The organism is Helicobacter sp. 11S03491-1 (genome assembly GCF_002272835.1).
In the GTDB taxonomy this organism is placed as follows: domain Bacteria; phylum Campylobacterota; class Campylobacteria; order Campylobacterales; family Helicobacteraceae; genus Helicobacter_J.
In genome coordinates this window covers 44,094-63,317 of record NZ_MLAO01000013.1, presented here as the reverse complement: position 1 = coordinate 63,317, position 19,224 = coordinate 44,094, and the positions used below count along the sequence as shown (strand labels likewise).

The 19,224-nt window shown below is 34.9% G+C and carries 16 protein-coding genes; 13 read left to right on the top strand and 3 right to left on the bottom strand.

The window, feature by feature from the left end; all coding sequences use genetic code 11:
- Positions 1 to 388 precede the first annotated feature (388 nt).
- Positions 389 to 2,281 carry a DUF1561 family protein gene (locus BKH45_RS08205; RefSeq protein WP_095274998.1) on the bottom strand — a complete coding sequence of 631 codons (1,893 nt, stop codon included), beginning with the start codon at positions 2,279 to 2,281 and terminating at the stop codon, positions 389 to 391.
- A 265-nt stretch (positions 2,282 to 2,546) separates the two neighbouring features.
- Positions 2,547 to 3,947, bottom strand: a complete 1,401-nt coding sequence (locus BKH45_RS08200) for a PhoH family protein (protein ID WP_095274997.1) — start codon at positions 3,945 to 3,947, stop codon at positions 2,547 to 2,549.
- 147 nt (positions 3,948 to 4,094) lie between these two features.
- Here BKH45_RS08200 and tpx point away from each other — a divergent pair, with 147 nt between their 5' ends.
- Positions 4,095 to 4,592, top strand: coding sequence for a thiol peroxidase (gene tpx / locus BKH45_RS08195; RefSeq protein ID WP_095274996.1), 498 nt, complete (start codon positions 4,095 to 4,097; stop codon positions 4,590 to 4,592).
- A gap of 14 nt (positions 4,593 to 4,606) precedes the next feature.
- Here the strand turns inward: tpx and BKH45_RS08190 are convergent, their stop codons facing one another.
- Positions 4,607 to 5,767, bottom strand: a complete 1,161-nt coding sequence (locus BKH45_RS08190) for a putative peptidoglycan glycosyltransferase FtsW (RefSeq protein WP_095274995.1) — start codon at positions 5,765 to 5,767, stop codon at positions 4,607 to 4,609.
- A gap of 150 nt (positions 5,768 to 5,917) precedes the next feature.
- Here BKH45_RS08190 and flgB point away from each other — a divergent pair, with 150 nt between their 5' ends.
- The 12 genes from flgB (at position 5,918) to traF (ending at position 19,222) form a co-directional block, all read left to right on the top strand.
- Complete coding sequence (gene flgB, locus BKH45_RS08185; protein ID WP_095274994.1) at positions 5,918 to 6,355, top strand: flagellar basal body rod protein FlgB; 438 nt, start codon at positions 5,918 to 5,920, stop codon at positions 6,353 to 6,355.
- Positions 6,356 to 6,368: 13 nt separating this feature from the next.
- Positions 6,369 to 6,863, top strand: coding sequence for a flagellar basal body rod protein FlgC (gene flgC, locus BKH45_RS08180; protein WP_095274993.1), 495 nt, complete (start codon positions 6,369 to 6,371; stop codon positions 6,861 to 6,863).
- A 22-nt stretch (positions 6,864 to 6,885) separates the two neighbouring features.
- A complete protein-coding gene (gene fliE, locus BKH45_RS08175) occupies positions 6,886 to 7,191 on the top strand; it encodes a flagellar hook-basal body complex protein FliE (RefSeq protein ID WP_095274992.1) in 306 nt (101 codons plus the stop codon).
- Positions 7,192 to 7,199: 8 nt separating this feature from the next.
- The gene (locus BKH45_RS08170; protein ID WP_095274991.1) at positions 7,200 to 8,963 is read left to right on the top strand and encodes a penicillin-binding protein 2; all 1,764 of its coding nucleotides are present in this window, start codon (positions 7,200 to 7,202) and stop codon (positions 8,961 to 8,963) included.
- 53 nt (positions 8,964 to 9,016) lie between these two features.
- Positions 9,017 to 9,730, top strand: a complete 714-nt coding sequence (locus tag BKH45_RS08165) for a hypothetical protein (RefSeq protein WP_095274990.1) — start codon at positions 9,017 to 9,019, stop codon at positions 9,728 to 9,730.
- A gap of 146 nt (positions 9,731 to 9,876) precedes the next feature.
- A complete protein-coding gene (locus BKH45_RS08160; protein ID WP_095274989.1) occupies positions 9,877 to 12,012 on the top strand; it encodes a TonB-dependent receptor in 2,136 nt (711 codons plus the stop codon).
- A gap of 77 nt (positions 12,013 to 12,089) precedes the next feature.
- Entirely contained in the window at positions 12,090 to 14,216 is a 2,127-nt protein-coding gene (locus BKH45_RS08155; RefSeq protein WP_095274988.1) for a TonB-dependent receptor, read from the top strand.
- 40 nt (positions 14,217 to 14,256) lie between these two features.
- The gene (locus BKH45_RS08150) at positions 14,257 to 15,489 is read left to right on the top strand and encodes an HD domain-containing protein (protein WP_257874541.1); all 1,233 of its coding nucleotides are present in this window, start codon (positions 14,257 to 14,259) and stop codon (positions 15,487 to 15,489) included.
- Positions 15,490 to 16,254 (top strand): flagellar biosynthetic protein FliR, encoded by a 765-nt coding sequence (gene fliR / locus BKH45_RS08145; RefSeq protein ID WP_095274986.1) that lies wholly within the window; start codon positions 15,490 to 15,492, stop codon positions 16,252 to 16,254. It begins immediately after the preceding gene.
- 9 nt (positions 16,255 to 16,263) lie between these two features.
- A complete protein-coding gene (locus tag BKH45_RS08140; RefSeq protein ID WP_095274985.1) occupies positions 16,264 to 17,490 on the top strand; it encodes a molybdopterin molybdotransferase MoeA in 1,227 nt (408 codons plus the stop codon).
- Between the two features lie 10 nt (positions 17,491 to 17,500).
- Entirely contained in the window at positions 17,501 to 17,917 is a 417-nt protein-coding gene (locus tag BKH45_RS08135; RefSeq protein ID WP_095275003.1) for a universal stress protein, read from the top strand.
- A gap of 39 nt (positions 17,918 to 17,956) precedes the next feature.
- Positions 17,957 to 19,222, top strand: coding sequence for a conjugal transfer protein TraF (gene traF / locus BKH45_RS08130; protein ID WP_257874540.1), 1,266 nt, complete (start codon positions 17,957 to 17,959; stop codon positions 19,220 to 19,222).
- The last annotated feature ends 2 nt before the right edge of the window (positions 19,223 to 19,224 follow it).

Below are 19,224 nucleotides of genomic sequence, written 5' to 3'. Positions count from 1 at the left end.
ATATATCTTAAACTAATTTTAAATAATAGGGTGTATAATTTAAAGATAAAAATCTATTTTTTATTTTAAATAAGAAAATCCATACAATCATTCATAGATATATTCCTATAATAATTATCATTATTTAAATTAATAGCATTAGTTATGGAGACTTTTTAAAAAAGAGAGAGAAGAGAATTGAGGATAATGTTGATTGTAAAAAATAGAGAATTTTTTAGGTATAGCTATGATATCTGTAGTGTAGCAAAAAATAACATAAATTTTAAAATCCAAAATCAAGATAAGAGTATGAATATTTAAATCTGTTATTTTTGCCGAATGGATCAAAATAGGGTAATATTTATTCTCTTGGAAACAAGAGAATAAATATTTTATACACTATTGCAACTTATTGCAATGAGCATCTGCCACTTAGGCATTGATTGACCAGAGAGCTTGAAGGCATTCTAAGATTCCCTCTTCTGTTGTTTCCCCCGCCTGCACAGTTGTTTAGAGAAAGACTAGCATTGATAGGGTTTTCATGATGTCCTGTTACTTGAAGGGTTAAAAAAAGGTAAAGGGTTCGCGTTCCTCCAATATTAAGAAGATCAATAACCTCATCGACACTTCTCAAATGATTAAGCCGACTGGTGAATTGTTGCAAAGTCATTCCGGGTGCATTTGTAGTAGGGAATACCAAACCATCAGTAGTGCGTAAAATTGGCTGTGCATGACCAACCGGACCTGTGCCTTGGGCATTTGATCTCGATACAATATAAAACCATAGCGTCCCTACAGGGGCATTGAAAAGTTCTTGAATGCTGTCACGTATTTGATCCTGCGTGGTTGCCAAATCAGATACATGCCAAGCATACTGGGGGAGCATTGATAAGGACATTGCATAACCCAATCTTCTTGTTCTCGTATTGCCGCTTTCTTGAGGGCGCAAAGGGAGATTGGAAAAAGCAATTGTGGAATCAAGTCTTTGGGCTAGTATGGGAAACCTTTGTCTGAAGGAGTCAAAGGGATCTGTATTGGGCGCTGTGTTAAAAAAATATCCCCCACTTCGAAGAGGCCCGCTTATAGAGTATTCTTGCAATTCTGCTATCATTTGATAGCTATGAAGCAGACAAGTCCCACACATACTTATTAATGTGGTACCGCCATCAGTTGTTGTGGCTATTTCCCATAGTCTTTGAATCCATTCTTGAGTCAATCTAAAAGTAGGAGGCAAAGAACGTTTTGATCTCTGAGCAGAACTATCTTTGTGGCCGGGGGCAGGACAATATTCAAGCGTGTCCCCCAGATTGGCGCTGACATATTGATTCCATTGACCTATATCGTAAGCCAAAAGAAACAAAGAATCCGGAGTATTGGCAGTATCTTTTTCTAAATAAGATCGCTTTACGGTATAAGGCACTCCCCAGTTGGTCCCATATTTCGTGATTCTTAGGATATTGCCTTGATAATCTTGAAGCACTCCTTTATTTTCTACCATAAAAGATATATCCCAATACATACTATCTTTGGTTTTTGGAATAATATCCGAACAAGCATTCCAGCTTACCCAATTCCAATCCTGAGAAGAAGTGTTGTTGGAAGTCATACAAAATAATGTGTTGTTTCCCGGATAATATTGGGCAATATGCCCATTCTCAGGATTATAATAGAGATTGACTATTTGATCGAGCGTGGAGTAATTATCTTGGATATAATAAACCCCCCATTGTCGAGAATCTTTAAATGTCCATGCTAATGGAGTTTTTAGACTAATGTTTCCGGGTGTTGCAACGGTATTGATCCAAGATTGCATTGAAGGATCAAGTGTGTGATTGTAGTAATCTGAGGCTTTTTGTGAAATATAACCATACCAGCCATAGTCTTTGAGACGAAACTTTCCATCAGCAGTCCAAAAAGCATTGTCTTTGACTATCCAGCGTTGATTTTTGTCATTGATAGCGCAAGGACGCAAATGGACATAATCCCATTTTTGGGTTACTTTGCCATCAATTCCGGTTACTGAACTTGGGGCAGTGACACAAAACCAGCTATCATATATATTGAAAGAAATCCTCTGAAAAACATCATATCTGGCAGGTTTCACAGAACTGGAATTACAATTATCAATATAAACATAATGTTCCCCATTAGAAATTACAGGTGCATAACAATAAACTTGTTTATTATGAGTAATAATACGTAAGGGTTTATCAGCAGGTTTGTCTGCAAGTTTTTGCGGGACGGATGCTCCATATAGCCCAACAAAAGAAAGCAGACAACATAATAAGATTTTTTGGTTCATTTGAATTTCCTTTATAATTTTTATTTATAGAAAAAAATAATATATAAAAAGTATTAAAATAAAACTGAAAATCACAATCTTAAGTATTATTTTATAATTTTAGAATTTTTATATAGAATTAGATGATTTTTGTTTGTGATTATTATCTCTATATGTCAATAATGCGTTGGAATCAAGAGATAATCCGAAAATCTGTTTTGCATTCTTGAGGCAGAAAAAATCAAGTATTTAAGTGGATTTATTTCGTTGATTTTTTAATAAAAAACTAAAAACTTTCTCCAAAATAAGCAGCAATATCGCTACGAATTGTTTGTCTAAGCTGAATACCTGCGAGAATATTATCTTGAAGGGCTTTTTGCAGGAGACTCACAGCGCCATTACGAAATTTACTTAAATAGGGGTGGTCAATTTGCGCCCAATCACCTAAAAATAAAATCCTACTTCCTTCGCCAATACGCGTGCCAATAAGTTTTACAGTAGCATTAGAGGCATTTTGAACTTCATCAAAGATCACAAATTTTTTACCGATGGTTATGCCTCTAGCATGAGCAATATCAATAATTTCAATATTGTGTTTTTGTAAAAAGTATTCTGTGGCATCTTTTTTTTGTATGGTATTGACATCACCATGGTATTCTATCCTTTTGGCTAGAGATTGTTCTTGAAGTCTATCAATAGTAAAGTTTATTGCGCTATAAAGGGGATACATGAAATAGTTGAGCTTTTGGGCTTCATCACCTTTGCGGAAACCCAATTCTGATTCCTTATCGCTTGCAGTTACGGTATTACGCATATAGATAATGCCATCAACGATTCCTTTTTTTACCAAATAAATACCTGCTTGTAGGGCAATCAGTGTTTTACCGCTGCCTGTAGAGCCTGTAGCAATACTGACACGATTTTTGGGATGAATAAGCATAGCATAAAGCATTTTTTGTTCTAAATTGATAGGCTTGATATAGGGATCACAAGCTTCAAGGATTTCATCAAGCTTAAGTTCTTCAAAATTCCCATCTAATTTGATGCCAAAGTGTTTTTTCCCTGTAAAATATAAAGCGCTATCTGTGTTATCTTGCTCATCAATTTCAATCAAACTCCAATCTTTGAGTTTCATGAATTGTTTATCATTTTTAAGAGAAGAAAGATCGCTATTTTTGTGTAGGTCAAAATGATGCCAGAAATCAATATCGTTTGGATTCTCTACGCGATCACGGAAGAGAGATTGCGCCTTGATGCCACGTGCAAGAGAGCGAATTTTGAGTGAAATATCATTGCTTAGTAAAGTAAGGTGATAATCTTTGGCAATCTCTGCAATTTTTGTATCATTGAGGGAGTGATCAAGCCCAATAGTTTTGTAGTTTTGACGATAAATAAGAATAATAGGGATATGGTAGGGAGGCTTAGAAAAAATGATTTCTTTGAGAAAATCTCCTTCTATTTTGTGGATTTTATGATGAGATTTGATGGGATCATCGCTATTAATAGAGCGAAAAAATTCACGTGCAAAATAACCTGTTTCATTTTGGAGTTCTTTTTTCTTATCCAATTCTTCAATCACTACATCACTGATAAAGAGACGGTTGTGCCCATTTTGGTAGAGATGAGGGATATTTTGTATATCATCCAGAATGATTGAAGTGTCTAAAAGATAAGATTTTTTTACCATAAAATACCTTTGAAATTTGAATAAGAATTATGATTTAGATTTTAGCAAGTTTTGTTTAAAAGCCCTCATAAAACAAGTATTTAATTAAATCCAATACAATAAAGTCTTTCTAAAGGATTTAGAGAAACTAAAATAATAAGGAATAATATGGCAGTAAAATTTAAAGGTAATATTGTGAAGCTTGTCGGAAAAGAACTCCATATAAGTGATGATGCTCCGGTTGTGATGCTTGTAGGTAAAGATTTGAGTACTATTGAAATAGGGGGCACGCAAGATAAATACCAAATCATCAATGTTGTTCCCAGTTTGGACACAGGAGTATGCGCTACACAAACAAGAAAATTCAATCAAGAAGCAGCTTCATTAAAGAATGCTCGTGTATTTGTTGTTTCTATGGATCTTCCGTTTGCGCAAGGAAGATTTTGTTCTGCAGAAGGGATTGATAATATTTGTGTAGCCAGTGATTTTAGGAAAAAAGAATTTGGCAAAAGCTATGGCGTTTTACTCGGAGATAGTCCCCTTGAAGGATTACTTAGCCGTGCTGTATTTGTTGTAAATCCTCAAGGAAAAATTATTTATAAAGAAATTTGTGAAGAGATCACAAATGAACCTGATTATCAAGCGCCTTTAAGGGTAATTCAATAAATTTTACAAAGATTTTAGATTTTTGCTTGTCTTGAGAGACTTAAGACAAGCCCTATAGCAATACAATTAGCAATAAGCGAACTTCCCCCATAGCTTAGAAATGGGACTGCAATCCCTTTAATAGGGGTAATGCCACTCACCCCAAAAGAATTAATAATAAAAGAAAATCCTATTAAAAGGGCAACTCCAATACAAAAAAGTGAATAAGATTGGTTTTTTAATCGATTAGCAATTTTAAAAATACGATAAATCATCGCACTAAATAATGCAATACAAATCCCCAGACCTATAAAACCAAGTTCTTCAGTAATTCCGGCTAAAACCATATCGGTATGGACTTCACTCAAAAAACCTAATTTGATCAGCCCTTCGCCTAACCCTTGACCAAAAAATCCTCCATTATAAATGGCATTGGTTGCGTGGTGGATTTGATAGGGTTCAGGGAGATTTTCTACACGAATGTAATTGGCAATTTTATCCGGAAGTAGGGCAAGGATAGAATCTTGAGCATTCGCCCACCAAAGTTTCACACGTAAAATACGGTGCGAACTGGTAATAATTGTGAGTGTCCCTAATCCAATTACACCTAAAAAAAGAATTCCCAGAAGTTGCAGGCTTCCTCCTGCAAAAATAAGCATCAATCCTAATGTAATAGCAAGTAAAACGACTTGTCCTAAGTCATTTTGCATCACAGCAATAAGGAATACCACAACAAGAAAAACCCCCAAATAAGGCAGAATGATTAAAAATTCTTCTTTAATAGTGTGTTTGTTTCCAAAGGTAAATTTTCTAGAAAAACTCCACGCAAGAAAAAAAACAAACCCAAGTTTAAAAAGCTCTGAGGGGGCGATTGAGAAACCCGGCAATCGAATCCAGCGTTTCGCCCCTCCGGCACTACTGGCAATACTATCCGGTAAAAAAGGCATCACCATCATCATTGCTAATGCTACAAGAAACAGAGTCCAGCCGATTTTTTTAAATCCTTTTTCCGGATCAATTTGAGAGAACATCCACATTAATAATATTCCCATAATAGCCGAAAAGAGTTGGCGTGCAAGGAAATGAAACTCACCATAATTGTAAATGATGATAATGTATGCAGATAGCGAATAACTCATAATCACGCCAATAGCAATTAATATTGTAGTATAGAAAAATAATCGTTTATCAGCCATAAAACCTCAATTTATCGAATTTTTGTCAGGAGAATTATTTCGCAATGTTACCAAAAAGTTTCTGACACCTGCTTCAAAATTCTAAGATATTTTGGAATAAATTTTGCTTTGTTTTTGCTGATTGTGATATAAAAATTTCAGGGAGACAGCGTGGTTTCTTCATTTTTTGAATCATCAAAAATTTATCCATTAGTTTATCAAGCCCTTGATTATCGGTCTATAAGGCAAGATTTGATAGCAAGCAATATTGCCAATGCGGATACTCCATTTTATCGTCCTAAGGACATTGATTTTGAATCTTATCTTGCGCATGAAGAAGCAAAGATTTTGGATCATAAGCCTGATCTTGAGCTTAAAATGGCGCATACTTCACCCAAGCATCTTCAGGGAGAATATTTTGAAGACAACAGGGCTACAATGTTTTTTCGCGATGGGCATTTGGCTAGAAATGATGGTAATAGCGTAGATTTGGATGTAGAGACAAGTGAAATGGGGAAAAATAGCGTCATGTATCAAGCCTTAACTGTCGCCATCAAGAAACATAAGGGTATTTTTGCTTATGCAATTGATTCAGGAAAAAATTTATAAATAGGAGATTCAAATGGCTTTTTTATCCGGTTTTGATATTAGCGGTTATGGTTTATCTGCCCAAAGATTTCGAGTCAATGTTATCTCTTCAAATATTGCTAATGCCAATACAACCAGAACAGATGAAGGAGGTCCTTACAGACGTCAAGAAGTCGTGTTTAAGGCATTTGATTTTAATAAGGTCTTGAATGCTAAACTTGCAAAGAATAACGATCATGCAATCTATGAAGATCCTCTTGATGAAGGTGATTTCGGAAAATTACCAAAACCTGCTATAATGAGTGTGTATGTAGATAAAATTGTTCGTGATGATAGAGAGCCTTTGATGAAATACGAACCGGGCAATCCGGATGCAAATGCAGAGGGCTATGTAGCTTACCCCAATGTGAATCCTGTCGTTGAAATGGCAGATTTGATTGAAGCGACCAGGGCATATCAAGCAAACGTAGCTGCTTTTCAAAGTGCAAAAAATATGGCAAATAATGCCATTGTGATGCTGCAAGCTTAAGAAGCTTAATCAAGGAATTAAAATGGAAAATATCAAAAATGATATAACGCTTACTAAGCCAAACTTAGGTGCTTCTTCTGTATCGGGTGGAAAAACAGGGGGCACAAAAGGCGAATTTTCTGAACTTTTAAAAAAATCTATTGATGAGCTTAACCTTGCTCAAGAAACTTCAGATAAAGCTTTGGCAGATATGGCAAGTGGGCAGATTAAGGATTTACATCAAGCTGCTATAGCTATTGGCAAGGCTGAAACAAGCATGAAATTAATGTTAGAAGTAAGGAATAAAGCGATCAGCGCTTACAAAGAGATTTTGAGGACACAAATTTAAGTATTTTAATGGATGAAGCATTAAAAAAATCAGAAAAGATATTTTTAGTATTTGTCGTACTTGTTTTGTGTCTTATTATTTTTGCAGGGATTGTTTATACCAAAATTGTTATCCCACGCAAGATGCCCGGTCTTGTTGTTTCTAAAACAGATGTAGCCCTAAGGGGGTCTATTTATAGTCAAGATGGATTTGATTTGGCTGCAAGTAAGAAACTCTATAAAGTCAGTGTCAATACCCAATCTATTGATCCGGAGAAGAGAGAACTTTTTGTCAATCTTTTTTCTATTTATAGCAATATCCCCAAACAGGTTATTCTTGAAAAAATTGCTCCAAAAGGCTATAACGTTATTTCTTATACCATTAGTCCAAATACTGCAGCCAATCTTAGAGAACTTAATTCAAAACTTTTAGCTTATGATGTGTTTAGAGAATATGAAGACAAAAGTGGTCGGATTATCCAAAAGATGGGTATTGATATTGAGGTGAGCGGGATCAGTCGTGTTTATACATATGGAGATATTTTAGAACCTGTGATTGGCTATACCAAAAAAGTTGAATTAGGTAAAATTACTACTACGCAAGGGGTAAAGGGGATAGAAAAATATCGTGATGATATTTTATCGCCCAAACAAAATGGCAAACTTGAGGGAAAACGCGATATAGGATTTAATATCATTGAAAATAAAGATTCTAAATATATACCTAGAGAAGATGGTTTTAATGTATATTTAACTACTCCTTTAAAGTTGCAAAAAAAGGTTGAAGAAATTCTAGATATAGCTAAGAAAAAGTATAAATCAGATGAGATAGTTGTGGGCATTATCAATCCCAGAACAGGTGAAATATTATCTTTGGCTACAACTAATCGTTTTGATCCTAAAAATATTAAAAAATCAGATTATTCTCATTTAAATGTTGATGCAATTGAAGTTTCTTATGAGCCTGGCAGTACGATTAAGCCTATTATTTATTCTATATTGCTTGATAAGAATTTAATCAACCCGATGCAAAGTATTGATTTGAACCATGGTATTTATAGACTAGGAAAATACATTGTTAGAGATGATTCTACTCCACCAAAAAATCCTGTTATCGAAGATGTGATTATACGATCCAGTAATGTAGGGATGATTAAGCTTACCCAACGCTTAAGTGGAAAAGAATTTTATGATGGATTAAAAAATTTTGGACTCTCAGAATTTACAGGGATTGATTTGCCCTATGAAAAGAATGGACTTCTCCCAAGTATCAAGCTTTTAAGTGGGGAAATATATAAAGCGAGCGCTTCTTATGGCTATGGGTTGCGTACAACATTCATGCAATTATTACGAGCGTATAGCGTTTTTTCTAATAGTGGCTATTTAGTTACTCCTCATCTTACTCAAAATCTTAAAGCCCCCAATGGAGATATTTATATTCCTAAACTTCCTCCTAAGAAACGTGTCATTGATGCGCTGACAGCTCAAAAAATGCAAGATTTACTCATCAAGGTAGTGTCTTCCGGGACAGGGCGTTCTGCAAAGGTTGAAGGGGTGATAGTAGGAGGGAAAACAGGCACAGCAAGGGTTGCTAAAGAAGGGAAATATGATAATTTATATAATGGATCGTTCTTTGGTTTTGCAAAAGATAATGAGAATGTTTATACAATCGGTGTGGTTGCTTTTGGATCGCATGTAAATGAAGATTATTATGGAAGCCAAACAGCAGCTCCAATTTTTAAAGAAATTGTTTCATTGTTAAAAGCGCAAGGCTATCTTAAAAAATCAAAATAACCCGGTTGTTACTAAGATTTATTATGATATAAAATCTAAAATTAAGGATAAGAATGAAAAAAATTATTTTGTTTGCAATGACATTTTCTTGGAGTATGTCTTTATTAATGGCTAATAATGCTATTTTGGAAAAAACAATCAAAGAGAACCAAGGTATTGATGTTAAAGTGGTTGATTCAAAACCTACAGATATTAAGGGGATACAAATTATTTCTTTAGAGCAACCTAATGGATTTCGTATGCCGGTACTGGCAAGCGATGATGGCAAGACAATTATTGGTATTTCTGAACTTTTGATTTCAAGTGATGAAAATTTTAAAAATACACTTAGAAAAGTCTATGAAGAATCCCTTAAACACAACAAAACAATCACAGACAAACAGGTTTTAGAAATATTTAAAAAATATGATAAAAGCAATGTTGTTAAATTAAGCGGAAAAGATAAATCTAAGACGACTTATATGGTTGTTGATCCAAATTGCCCTTATTGTGATCAAGAAATTCAAAAACTTGAGGATACTTTGCAAAAGTCCAATATTGAACTTCTTGTTGTTGGGGCATTAGGAATGAATTCTATTCAAAAAGCAGCTAGTTTTTATGATGAACTCAAAGGAAAAAAATCTCAAAAAGATAAAATTACTTTATTAAAATCAGTATTCCAAAAGACTTATCAACCCAAACAAGTTAATACTGCTCAAATTGTTGAAATTGGCAAAGAGCTTGCGCAAGCGGGGGTAACAGGAGTACCTTATATTATTAGAAAATAATTTTTATGTTTTAAAAATCCCTATTTTTATATGTTTTAGTTTTTTATAAATTTTTATTATTTATTCATATTTTCTTGATAATTTAATTTAGCTGTAAGAATTATTACCATAATATTCCACGCATTAAATCAGTGAGGAATATTGTGATGAAAAAAAGATTATGGTTCTTATTGCCGGTTTTATTAACTGCACAAGATAATTCACTAGAAACTTATACTTTAGAAAAATCTGTTGTGTCTGCAAGTGGTTTTGCCCAAAATATACAAGATGCTCCTGCGAGTATCTCAATTATTAGCGGTAAGCAAATTAGACAAAAGCAATTTTTTGATTTAGCAGGCGCTGTTAATGGAGTCCCCGGTGTGGATATTGGTACAGAGATGGGCAAAACAGGAGGGCTTAATATTAGTATTCGGGGTATGCCTAGTGATTATACACTCATTATGATGGATGGGCATAGACAAGATGCCGGGGGAAATATTGCTACAGACAATGTTGGTTGGTCTCAAGCATTCTCAAGTTTCATGCCTCCCTCCTCTGCGATTGACAGAATTGAGATCATTCGAGGTCCTATGAGCACGCTTTATGGAAGCGATGCTATTGGAGGGATTGTAAATATTATTCTCAAGAAGCCTAATATGAAGCATTTTGAAGGTGCTGCAGATATTTCGAGTATCCAAAACCAGCATATGGAAAAATATGGGGCACAATATTCTCAAGATATGTATTTGAGTATGCCTATTGTAGAAGATAAACTTGCTTTTTCATTGCGCACCAGAGAATATTTTCGCACCCCTTGGGATACTTCAGTGTCTTATAAGAAAGATGGGGTTACTTTGATACGAACTCCTGCTACTCCTGTATATTTGGGATTGCCTACAAAAGCTAATATTTATGATGTGGGCGGGAGATTAGCATGGCAAATTGATGACAAAAATTATACTTATATAGATGCGCAATATTTTTATGATGATTATGACAATTCTAAACAGCAGTTAGGGGGAGAATTGAGTGCCAGAAAGAATTATATTAACACAAGGGCAAATTTTATCCTAGCTTATGAGGGAAGCTATGATTTTGGAAAATGGGATACATCAATCCAGTATAACGATACAGCCAATAAAGGCAGAGTAATTGGGCATAAACCCGGAAAGATAAAAAATTATGACAACAGAAAATTAGAAGGTCGTGATGTGATTGTAGATACCAAGCTTGTTTCCACGCTTGGAGAAGGTTGGTATAGTAATAATTTGAGCATAGGGGGAAGGTATTGGTTTGAGTGGATGCGTGATTTGCTGGTAACTCCTGCAACATTTTCTCAGAATACAGGAGCTTTGTTCATAGAGGACGAATGGGATCCTCTAGAGGTGTTATCTATCACACTGGGGTTGCGTTATGATTACAATCAAACTTATCGTTCTAATTTTTCTCCCAGAGTATATTTAGCTTATACTCCTGTGAAATTTTTTACCTTAAAGGGGGGGATTTCTACCGGGTATAAGGCTCCTTATATTAATGAGCTTGTTCCCGGAATCAATGGTTATGGCAATCAAGGAGCATTTCCGTATATAGGAAATCCAAATCTCAAGCCCGAACATAGCGTCAATTATGAAATTTCTGCTGTATTTGATTGGGAAAATATTGGGGAAGTGAGCTTTACATATTTTTTCAATGATTTTGCTGATAAGATTGCTAAAGCTGTTGTCCATCCCAATGATACTCCCAGATGTGTGCCTTTTGATAGCTCCGGAAGTAATGCTTATTGCAATATGTTTACCAATCAAGATGCTGCTTATGTCCAAGGGGTTGAGATTTATTTAAATACTCAAAAGTTTTACGGATTTTCTTTAGAGGGTTCTTATACATTTTTGGATAGTCGTTATACTAAAGGTATATTTCATGGATCACCTCTTGTAGATACTCCAAAACATCAAGTATATGGCAAGTTTGATTACACTTACAAAGACTTTGATATTTATATCATGGGAAATTACAAATCTTCCAGAGCTATTTTGCCTACAAGTGCTGTAATTAATGGTGCTAAAGGTTCTGAAATTAAAAATACTATTGGACATTATAACCCCTACGCGGTATTTGATTTGGTAGCAAGTTATCAATTAAGCAAGAATTTACGCGGGAGTTTTGGTGTCTATAATTTATTTGATAAAAATTTTCAAGATTATACTTATGTCAAGCAAGATAAAGGGCATGATGTTATTGTCAATCGTTATAACATTGCACAAGAAGGGAGAAGATTTTGGATTAATTTAAGTATGAATTTTTAATTTTTTAGGTTTAAAAGGTGGAGAGAGGTTTCTCTTTTGAGTTTGAGATTATTATTAAATGATATTTAAGGAATATTATGAAAACAAAAATCATATTTGTTATTTTTATAGGTTTATTTACAACACTTGGCGCTGAGCAAACAGAGGATTATACACTTCAAAAAGTTGAAGCTTCTGCACAAAGAAGTGGAGGGGAGCCTACCAGTTGGCGTTCAGAAGAAATCAAAGATTTCAAGGGTTCAAGAACAGTAATTTCAAATAAGCAGTTAAAAGATACAGCCAATCAAAGTATTGATGAAGCACTTCAAAATGTTACAGGTGTGCAAGTGAGAGATTATACCGGGACTGGCGTATTGCCAAAGATTAGTTTCAGAGGTTTTGGTGGGGCAGGAAATGGGCATAGCAATACAGGGCTTATTCTCTTAGATGGCATCCCTATTTATGGAGGTCCTTATTCTAACCTTGAGCTTGCGATTTTTCCTATTACATTCCAAGCAGTAGATCGTATTGATGTAATCAAAGGAGGAGCAAGCGTGCAATATGGACCCAATACTTTTGGAGGAGTCATCAATATCATTTCAAAAGAAATTCCTCAAGAATGGGAAAATCAAGTAGCCCAGAGAGTTACTTTTTGGGGTAAAGATGCAGGTGTACCTTTTAGAAAAAATGGAGAAACTGTAGCCAATAATATGCTTTATGATACTTATTTAAAAACCGGTGGGATGATCAATGAACATTTTGGTATTCAAGCCCAAGCCAACTATGTAGGGGGACAAAGTTTTCGAGAAAATAGCCCCACTAGTGTGCAAAATTATTTACTTCAAGGGATTTACAAAATCAATCCTGAAAATAATGTCAAAATGTATTATCAGTATTATAGTTATTTTGCCAGCGATCCGGGATCTTTGAGTACAAGTGATTATAAAAAGGACAGATTTCAAAACAAAAGACCCAATAATCACAATGATGGAGTAGCAAAACGATTTGGGGTTGTTTATAATAATTATTTTGGCGATACAGAAAAAGTGGGCGGAAATTTTAGTTTTTCTTACTATACACATGATATGACTCGAAATTTTACTATTGATAGTAATTATAATAAGGTTACTTCAGGTTATGATAGCAGCCCGACAGATATTACCGATAATGCCAGAAGGTTTGTAATTAATGGCGTTGAGCCCAAAGTAAATATGAGTATCCAAACAGGTAATTTCAAACAAAATTTGATTTTTGGCGCTCGATTTTTGACTGAGAACATTTGGTTTAAAGCGGTCAAGGACACACTAGCAACCCATATTTCTACGACAACAAACAACCAAAGTCTCCAAAATAATTATACAGCCCTTTATTTGAGTGATGAATTTAATATTTTTGATATTTTTACCATTACCCCGGGTATTCGTTATGAGATTCTTAACTATACTCTTTATAAAGGCAAAACATCACATCGATTGGTAAATACATGGAATCCGGCAATCAATATTGGTTATAAGCCCATTAAAGATTTGTTATTTTATTTTAATTACCAAAAAAGCTTTTTACCTCCTCAAACAGGAGATGTTGCAGGGCAAGGGAAAAACTATTTTACTTATTTCAATACTCTTGAGGGGGGAGGCAGATATTATTTGAATGACCAATTAAGTGTCAATGCGAATTATTTTGCAATTTTTGGAGATAATTGGCAAGTGAGTTCTTTTTCAAAGACTCCTATTTCAGCTCGATCTCAAGGGGTAGAATTAGAAATTTATTTTTCTCCGATTGAAAATTTGAATCTCCATGCAGGTTATACTTATACAGATGCAGTGATTACTACTCATAGTGTTAATGGAGGAGGTAATAGCGTTCGTGGGAAGCAACTCCCTTATGTCTCTCCCCATCAATTTGTCTTAGATGGGACATTAACACTGGGAAAAACAACTTTTGGGGTTTCAAGCTATTATTATAGCCCTTCTTATAGTGATATTCTCAACACAAAGGCAGAAACTGCTGACCAAAAAGCCGGAGAATTGCCATGGTATTGGGTATGGAATGCTCAAGTAAGCCAAATATTATGGAAATCCGGACGTCAAAAAATTGAAGGCAGTTTGGCGATGAACAATATTTTCAATATGAAATATTATTTTAGAGGGATAGGCACTTCACCTGCAGGCAGACAACCTGCTCCGGGGAGATCCCTTAGCGCTTATTTAAGTTATAATTTTTAGATTTTATGCACAATTGGCTTTGGCAAGGTAGGGTAAAAGTATGGTAAAATTTCCCATATTTAACTGGAGGTGGCTAATGCCAAAGCCAAGACTCAATGCTAAATTGTTGCGAAGAATTTTTGTTGCAGCCTCTATTCGAAGATGGAATGATCAAGCTTGCCCTGTTGAGTTTGTAGAGTTAGATAAACAAGCCCATAAAATGGTTATTGCTTACTTACTTGCTCGTTATGAAGAGCAAGAAAAAGGCATATGTATTGATTGGGAAAAACTTATTAAATATTTTTGTTTTGAATTTTTTTCTCGTGTTGTGCTTACAGATATTAAGCCCCCTGTATTTCACCAACTTCAAAAACACCATCAAAATGAGCTTGCACGGTATGTAATGGGTGAAATGCAAGAAGAATTGAAGGGTTATGGGTTTATTGAAGAAATGCATGATTACCTCCGTTCCCCCCAAGTTGGACTTGAGGTAGAGATCTTACGAGCATCCCATTATTACGCCTCAAAATGGGAATTTGATATTATCTATCATTTCAATCCCCATATGTATGATGTAGAAAATATTAAAAAAATCATTGATGAAGAAGTTGAGGAGCATTATCATTTGTGTGGGATTCAAAAGATTGTCATGTTTAAAAATGTGCGTGAGTTGGTTACAATGTTTGGGCAACTGCGGTTTCAAAAACGTTGGAGTCAAACACCGCGTGTTCCAGCTACAAGTGTATTAGGACATACGTTATTTGTAGCAATCAGTGCGTATTTGTTGAGTTTGGATATTAAAGCTTGCAAACAAATGCGTATTAATCATTTTTTATGTGGGTTATTTCATGATCTTCCTGAAATACTTACTCGAGATATTATTTCGCCTATCAAACGTAGTGTAATGGGGCTTGATGAACATATCAAAAAAATAGAAGAAGATGCAGTCAAAAATAAGATTCTCTCTATAGTTCCTTCTAACATTGCTGAGGATATTGTCTATTTTACTCAAAATGAATTTAGTAATCGTTATAAAATAGAATGTTTTACAAGAGTAGCACAGAGCGGGGAAGAATTGATGGAAAATTTTAATTATGATACCTATAGCCCTGTTTATGGAGAGTTCTTAAAAATTTGTGATCAACTCAGTGCTTTTTTAGAGGCAAAAATTTCTATTTCCCATGGAATTTCAAGTATAGAATTATGCCAAGGGGCAGAAAATTTACTTGAAAAATGTAAGTTATACGTTGTAAATGGTATTGATGTAGGGGCAATTTTTAGGGACTTTGATTAGATGGAACTTTTAAATAGCCTAACAGATGGAAATGTAGGGTATTTCTTACTTTTACTTTTACGTTTTGGGGGGATTTTTGCTTTTTTCCCTTTTTTTGATAGCCAACTTGTGCCTATTTCAGTCCGAGCAGCCCTAACTTTTTTTGTTAGTGTGCTTTTTTTCCCTCTGATCCCTCATGTTTCTTTTGACTTCACTCCGGATCAGTTTGTGATAGCAGGAGCTATGGAAATTATGCTTGGATTTGTAGCTTCGCTGGCTTTGCAAATTGTTTTTGGGGCAATTGCATTTGCAGGAGATAGCATTAGTTTTTCTATGGGTTTTACCATAGCAAGCGCTTATGATCCGCTTTCAGGATCTCAAAAACCTATTGTGGGACAAGGAATTGCGCTTTTAGCAGTTGTGATAGCTTTGAGCGCAAATTTTCATCATTTTATATTGTTATTTGTTTCTCATACATTTTTGAGCTTACCTTTAGGGGAATTTGTTTTGAGTAGGGATATTGTAGCCTATATGACTAAGGCATTTGCGAATATGTTTTTAATTGGTTTTGCTATGGCATTTCCTATTTTAGGATTGATACTTTTGAGCGATATTATTTTTGGTATGATTATGAAAACTCACCCACAATTTAATCTTTTAGCAATTGGATTTCCTGTGAAAATTGCTATTGCTTTGGTGGTGATTATTTTGGTTATCCCTGCGATAATGGTTCGCTTTAAGGATGAATTGAATCTGGCATTTTTGGCTTTGAAAAAGTTATTCTAAGGAAATAAGATGGATATAATTTCTCTAAAAGAGGCACAAGACTTTAACTTTAATTTGCCACTTCCTCATTTGGAAGTTGTGAGAAAAAATATTTATGAGGTTTTGGGTGATATTTTGGCGTTTGATATATTTTGTTCGCGTCCATTGCCTGCTTTTGATCATTCTGCAATGGATGGTTATGCCCTCAAAATTTCTGATTTGGACAAAAAGCTTAAACTCAAAGGTAGAATTCTGGCAGGAGAAGATACAGAAGGATTGGAGGTGTCAGATGGGGAATGTATCAAAATCATGACAGGCGGCAAGATCCCAAAAGGAGCAGATGTGGTTGTTCCTTTTGAGGATAGCATGGTCTTACAAGATTGTTTTATTCAAATTCAAAAACATTTTAAACACAACGAAAATATTCGTTTTCAAGGGGAGGAGAGAGCATTAGGGAGCGTGATCGCCAAGAGAGGAGATAAGCTTACTCATGGGTTGATTGCCTTGATTGCCTCTCAAGGTATTGCAGAAATTGAAGTTTATGAAAAACTAAAAATAGCTGTATATTCTACAGGAGATGAGGTTGTTGAACCTGGAGAAAAAGCAAGCCAACATCAAGTTTATAATATCAATGCGGTAGGGATTATTTCTTTATTAAGTGTTTATGGACATCACTCAAAGTACTTAGGGATTTTAAATGATAGCACACAAGAGCTTCATAAGGCTATCTTGAATTTTGAAGAATATGATGTTGTGATTACAAGTGGGGGGGCAAGTGTTGGTGAAGCAGATTTGTTAGAAAAGTCATTGTTATCCTATGGTGCAAAAATAAGCTATCATAAAATCAATCTCAAACCCGGACGCCCGATTATGCTTGCAACTTTAGGAAAAAGTATTATTTTTGCCCTTCCGGGGAACCCTCTGAGTGGAATGGTAAATCTTCATAGTATTGTTCTTTCGGCATTAGAGAGGCTAAGAGGAGCGAATGCTTATTATCCCAAGCCCATTATAGCTAAATTAAAATCCCCTCTTCATGTCAAAAATGGGCGTGTGAATATGATTTTGGGAAAATATGCAGAAGGAATTTTTGAAGCCTATGATGGGGGAAAATATAGTTCAAATGCTATTAGTATAGTAAGTCAATGCAATAGTGTTGCATTAATAGGAGAGAAAATATCTGTTGTTACAGGAGATATAAAGATTTTGCCTTATGTTATGGAATTTTCTGATAAAATAAGTGAATTTATCAATGAATGAAGGAGAAAAAATGACAAAAATATTATTTGGTGTGAGTGATACAGAAGAATGTAGAAGAGCGATAAAAACAATTATTAATTTGTTTGGTCATCGCGATGGAATTGAGCTTACTCTTTTGCATGTAACCCCGGAAGTATTGGTTTATGCCGAAAGTGGTATTGTGGATTATGGAACAATTGAAAACATAGAAAAAGAAAAATCTAATGAAATTTTAGATGAATTTGGAAAAACATTTCAAGATGAAGGCATTAATTGTAAAAAAATTCTTAAAAGCGGGAACCCTATTGATGTTGTCCTTGAAATTGCTGATAAATACGATTTATTAGTTATCGGAGCAAGTGAGTCTTCTTTGTTGCATCGAATTTTTAATTCTCATCAAAATAGCTTTATTAATTCTTCTCCAATCCCTGTTTTGGTAGCTAAATAGTAATAAAGTCTTGTCCAAAAAACCTATAAGGGAGCATAAGTGAGAAAAATTCCGGCATGGATGAGTGGGTGCTTGATATTTTTATCTTCTCTAGGGGCTTTAGAGTTTGGAGGCATTGGGAATGTTTCGTCCGGGATGGGCGGAGCAGGGGTTGCCCTCAGCGCTTCTCCTTATGGTTTGTATTATAACCCCGCATTATTGAGCGCAGATAACAAAACAAAGTTTGGCTATAGTATTGGGGTGGAATATCGTCAAAGAAATATTGATAAACTTGCAGGTTTGAATCTTAAAAATATCGCTTCTTCTCCCCGGAATATGGAAACCCTTAAACAAATCCTCAAAGACAATCATCTAAGCTTAAATAGTCAAAATGGGATTGTGTTACAACTCTCTTCCTCAATTATTCGAGAGGAATTTGGTTCTGTGGCATTAGGATATTTTGGGTCAATGTATGCAGGCATTTCACTCAATGGCGATCCTAATCGTATGGACTTGATTGTTCAAAATGGGGCTAATTATTACAAACTTGTTCCAAATAATACAGGCGGTTGGGATGAACAGACTACAAATGAGACTGATTATAAGGAGCATTCGCTTTCTTATTCTCTCCAACAAGGAGATGGGCATAAAATTGTTACATCAACATTCATTCTTTCAGAAATACCTATTGGTTATGCAAAAACATTTTATTTCAAAAATTCAAATTTTAACATTGGTGTTGCCGCAAAATTTATGAATGGCATTAGCGCTAATCAAAACATTTATTTAAGCGATCATATGAATATAGCCCATGACCTTCAAAATTTTGTAGCAAAAAGGAATTATCAATCTTATAGTACATTTGGAGTTGATCTGGGAATGATGTATGAGATTGATTTCCCTAAGTTTCGTTATTTGAGTTTTGGGGTAGTGGCAAAAAATCTTAATTTTCCAACTTTTAAATATGATTTTGGAAATATTGTTATCAAACCTCAATATCGCGTTGGAATAGCTTATAATGAACGCTATTTTACTCTAGCCTTTGATGCAGATATTTTGCCCAATGATATGCTAAATTTTAATTACAAAAAACAACAAAGCCAAATGATTGGAGGGGGATTTAAATTTGATTTGAAATACTTTGATTTGCGTACAGGAGCGATGAAAGATATTCGTCAAGATGATGGCTTGATTCTTACCGGAGGCATCAATATACTTGGCATATTTGATGTTGCACTTCAAAGTGGGACAAAGCTTGGTCAAACTAAAGGCTACAAAATTCCGCGATATCTAAATCTCAAAATAGGAGGAAGTTTTTCATTCTAGAT

What these genes read in the sequence shown, in the direction of transcription:
- BKH45_RS08205 (WP_095274998.1), bottom strand. Translation starts at nt 2,281, where the DNA reads ATGAACCAAAAAATCTTATTATGTTGTCTGCTTTCTTTTGTTGGGCTA.
- BKH45_RS08200 (WP_095274997.1), bottom strand. Translation starts at nt 3,947, where the DNA reads ATGGTAAAAAAATCTTATCTTTTAGACACTTCAATCATTCTGGATGAT.
- tpx (WP_095274996.1), top strand. Translation starts at nt 4,095, where the DNA reads ATGGCAGTAAAATTTAAAGGTAATATTGTGAAGCTTGTCGGAAAAGAA.
- BKH45_RS08190 (WP_095274995.1), bottom strand. Translation starts at nt 5,767, where the DNA reads ATGGCTGATAAACGATTATTTTTCTATACTACAATATTAATTGCTATT.
- flgC (WP_095274993.1), top strand. Translation starts at nt 6,369, where the DNA reads ATGGCTTTTTTATCCGGTTTTGATATTAGCGGTTATGGTTTATCTGCC.
- fliE (WP_095274992.1), top strand. Translation starts at nt 6,886, where the DNA reads ATGGAAAATATCAAAAATGATATAACGCTTACTAAGCCAAACTTAGGT.
- BKH45_RS08170 (WP_095274991.1), top strand. Translation starts at nt 7,200, where the DNA reads ATGGATGAAGCATTAAAAAAATCAGAAAAGATATTTTTAGTATTTGTC.
- BKH45_RS08165 (WP_095274990.1), top strand. Translation starts at nt 9,017, where the DNA reads ATGAAAAAAATTATTTTGTTTGCAATGACATTTTCTTGGAGTATGTCT.
- BKH45_RS08160 (WP_095274989.1), top strand. Translation starts at nt 9,877, where the DNA reads ATGAAAAAAAGATTATGGTTCTTATTGCCGGTTTTATTAACTGCACAA.
- BKH45_RS08155 (WP_095274988.1), top strand. Translation starts at nt 12,090, where the DNA reads ATGAAAACAAAAATCATATTTGTTATTTTTATAGGTTTATTTACAACA.
- BKH45_RS08150 (WP_257874541.1), top strand. Translation starts at nt 14,257, where the DNA reads ATGGTAAAATTTCCCATATTTAACTGGAGGTGGCTAATGCCAAAGCCA.
- fliR (WP_095274986.1), top strand. Translation starts at nt 15,490, where the DNA reads ATGGAACTTTTAAATAGCCTAACAGATGGAAATGTAGGGTATTTCTTA.
- BKH45_RS08140 (WP_095274985.1), top strand. Translation starts at nt 16,264, where the DNA reads ATGGATATAATTTCTCTAAAAGAGGCACAAGACTTTAACTTTAATTTG.
- BKH45_RS08135 (WP_095275003.1), top strand. Translation starts at nt 17,501, where the DNA reads ATGACAAAAATATTATTTGGTGTGAGTGATACAGAAGAATGTAGAAGA.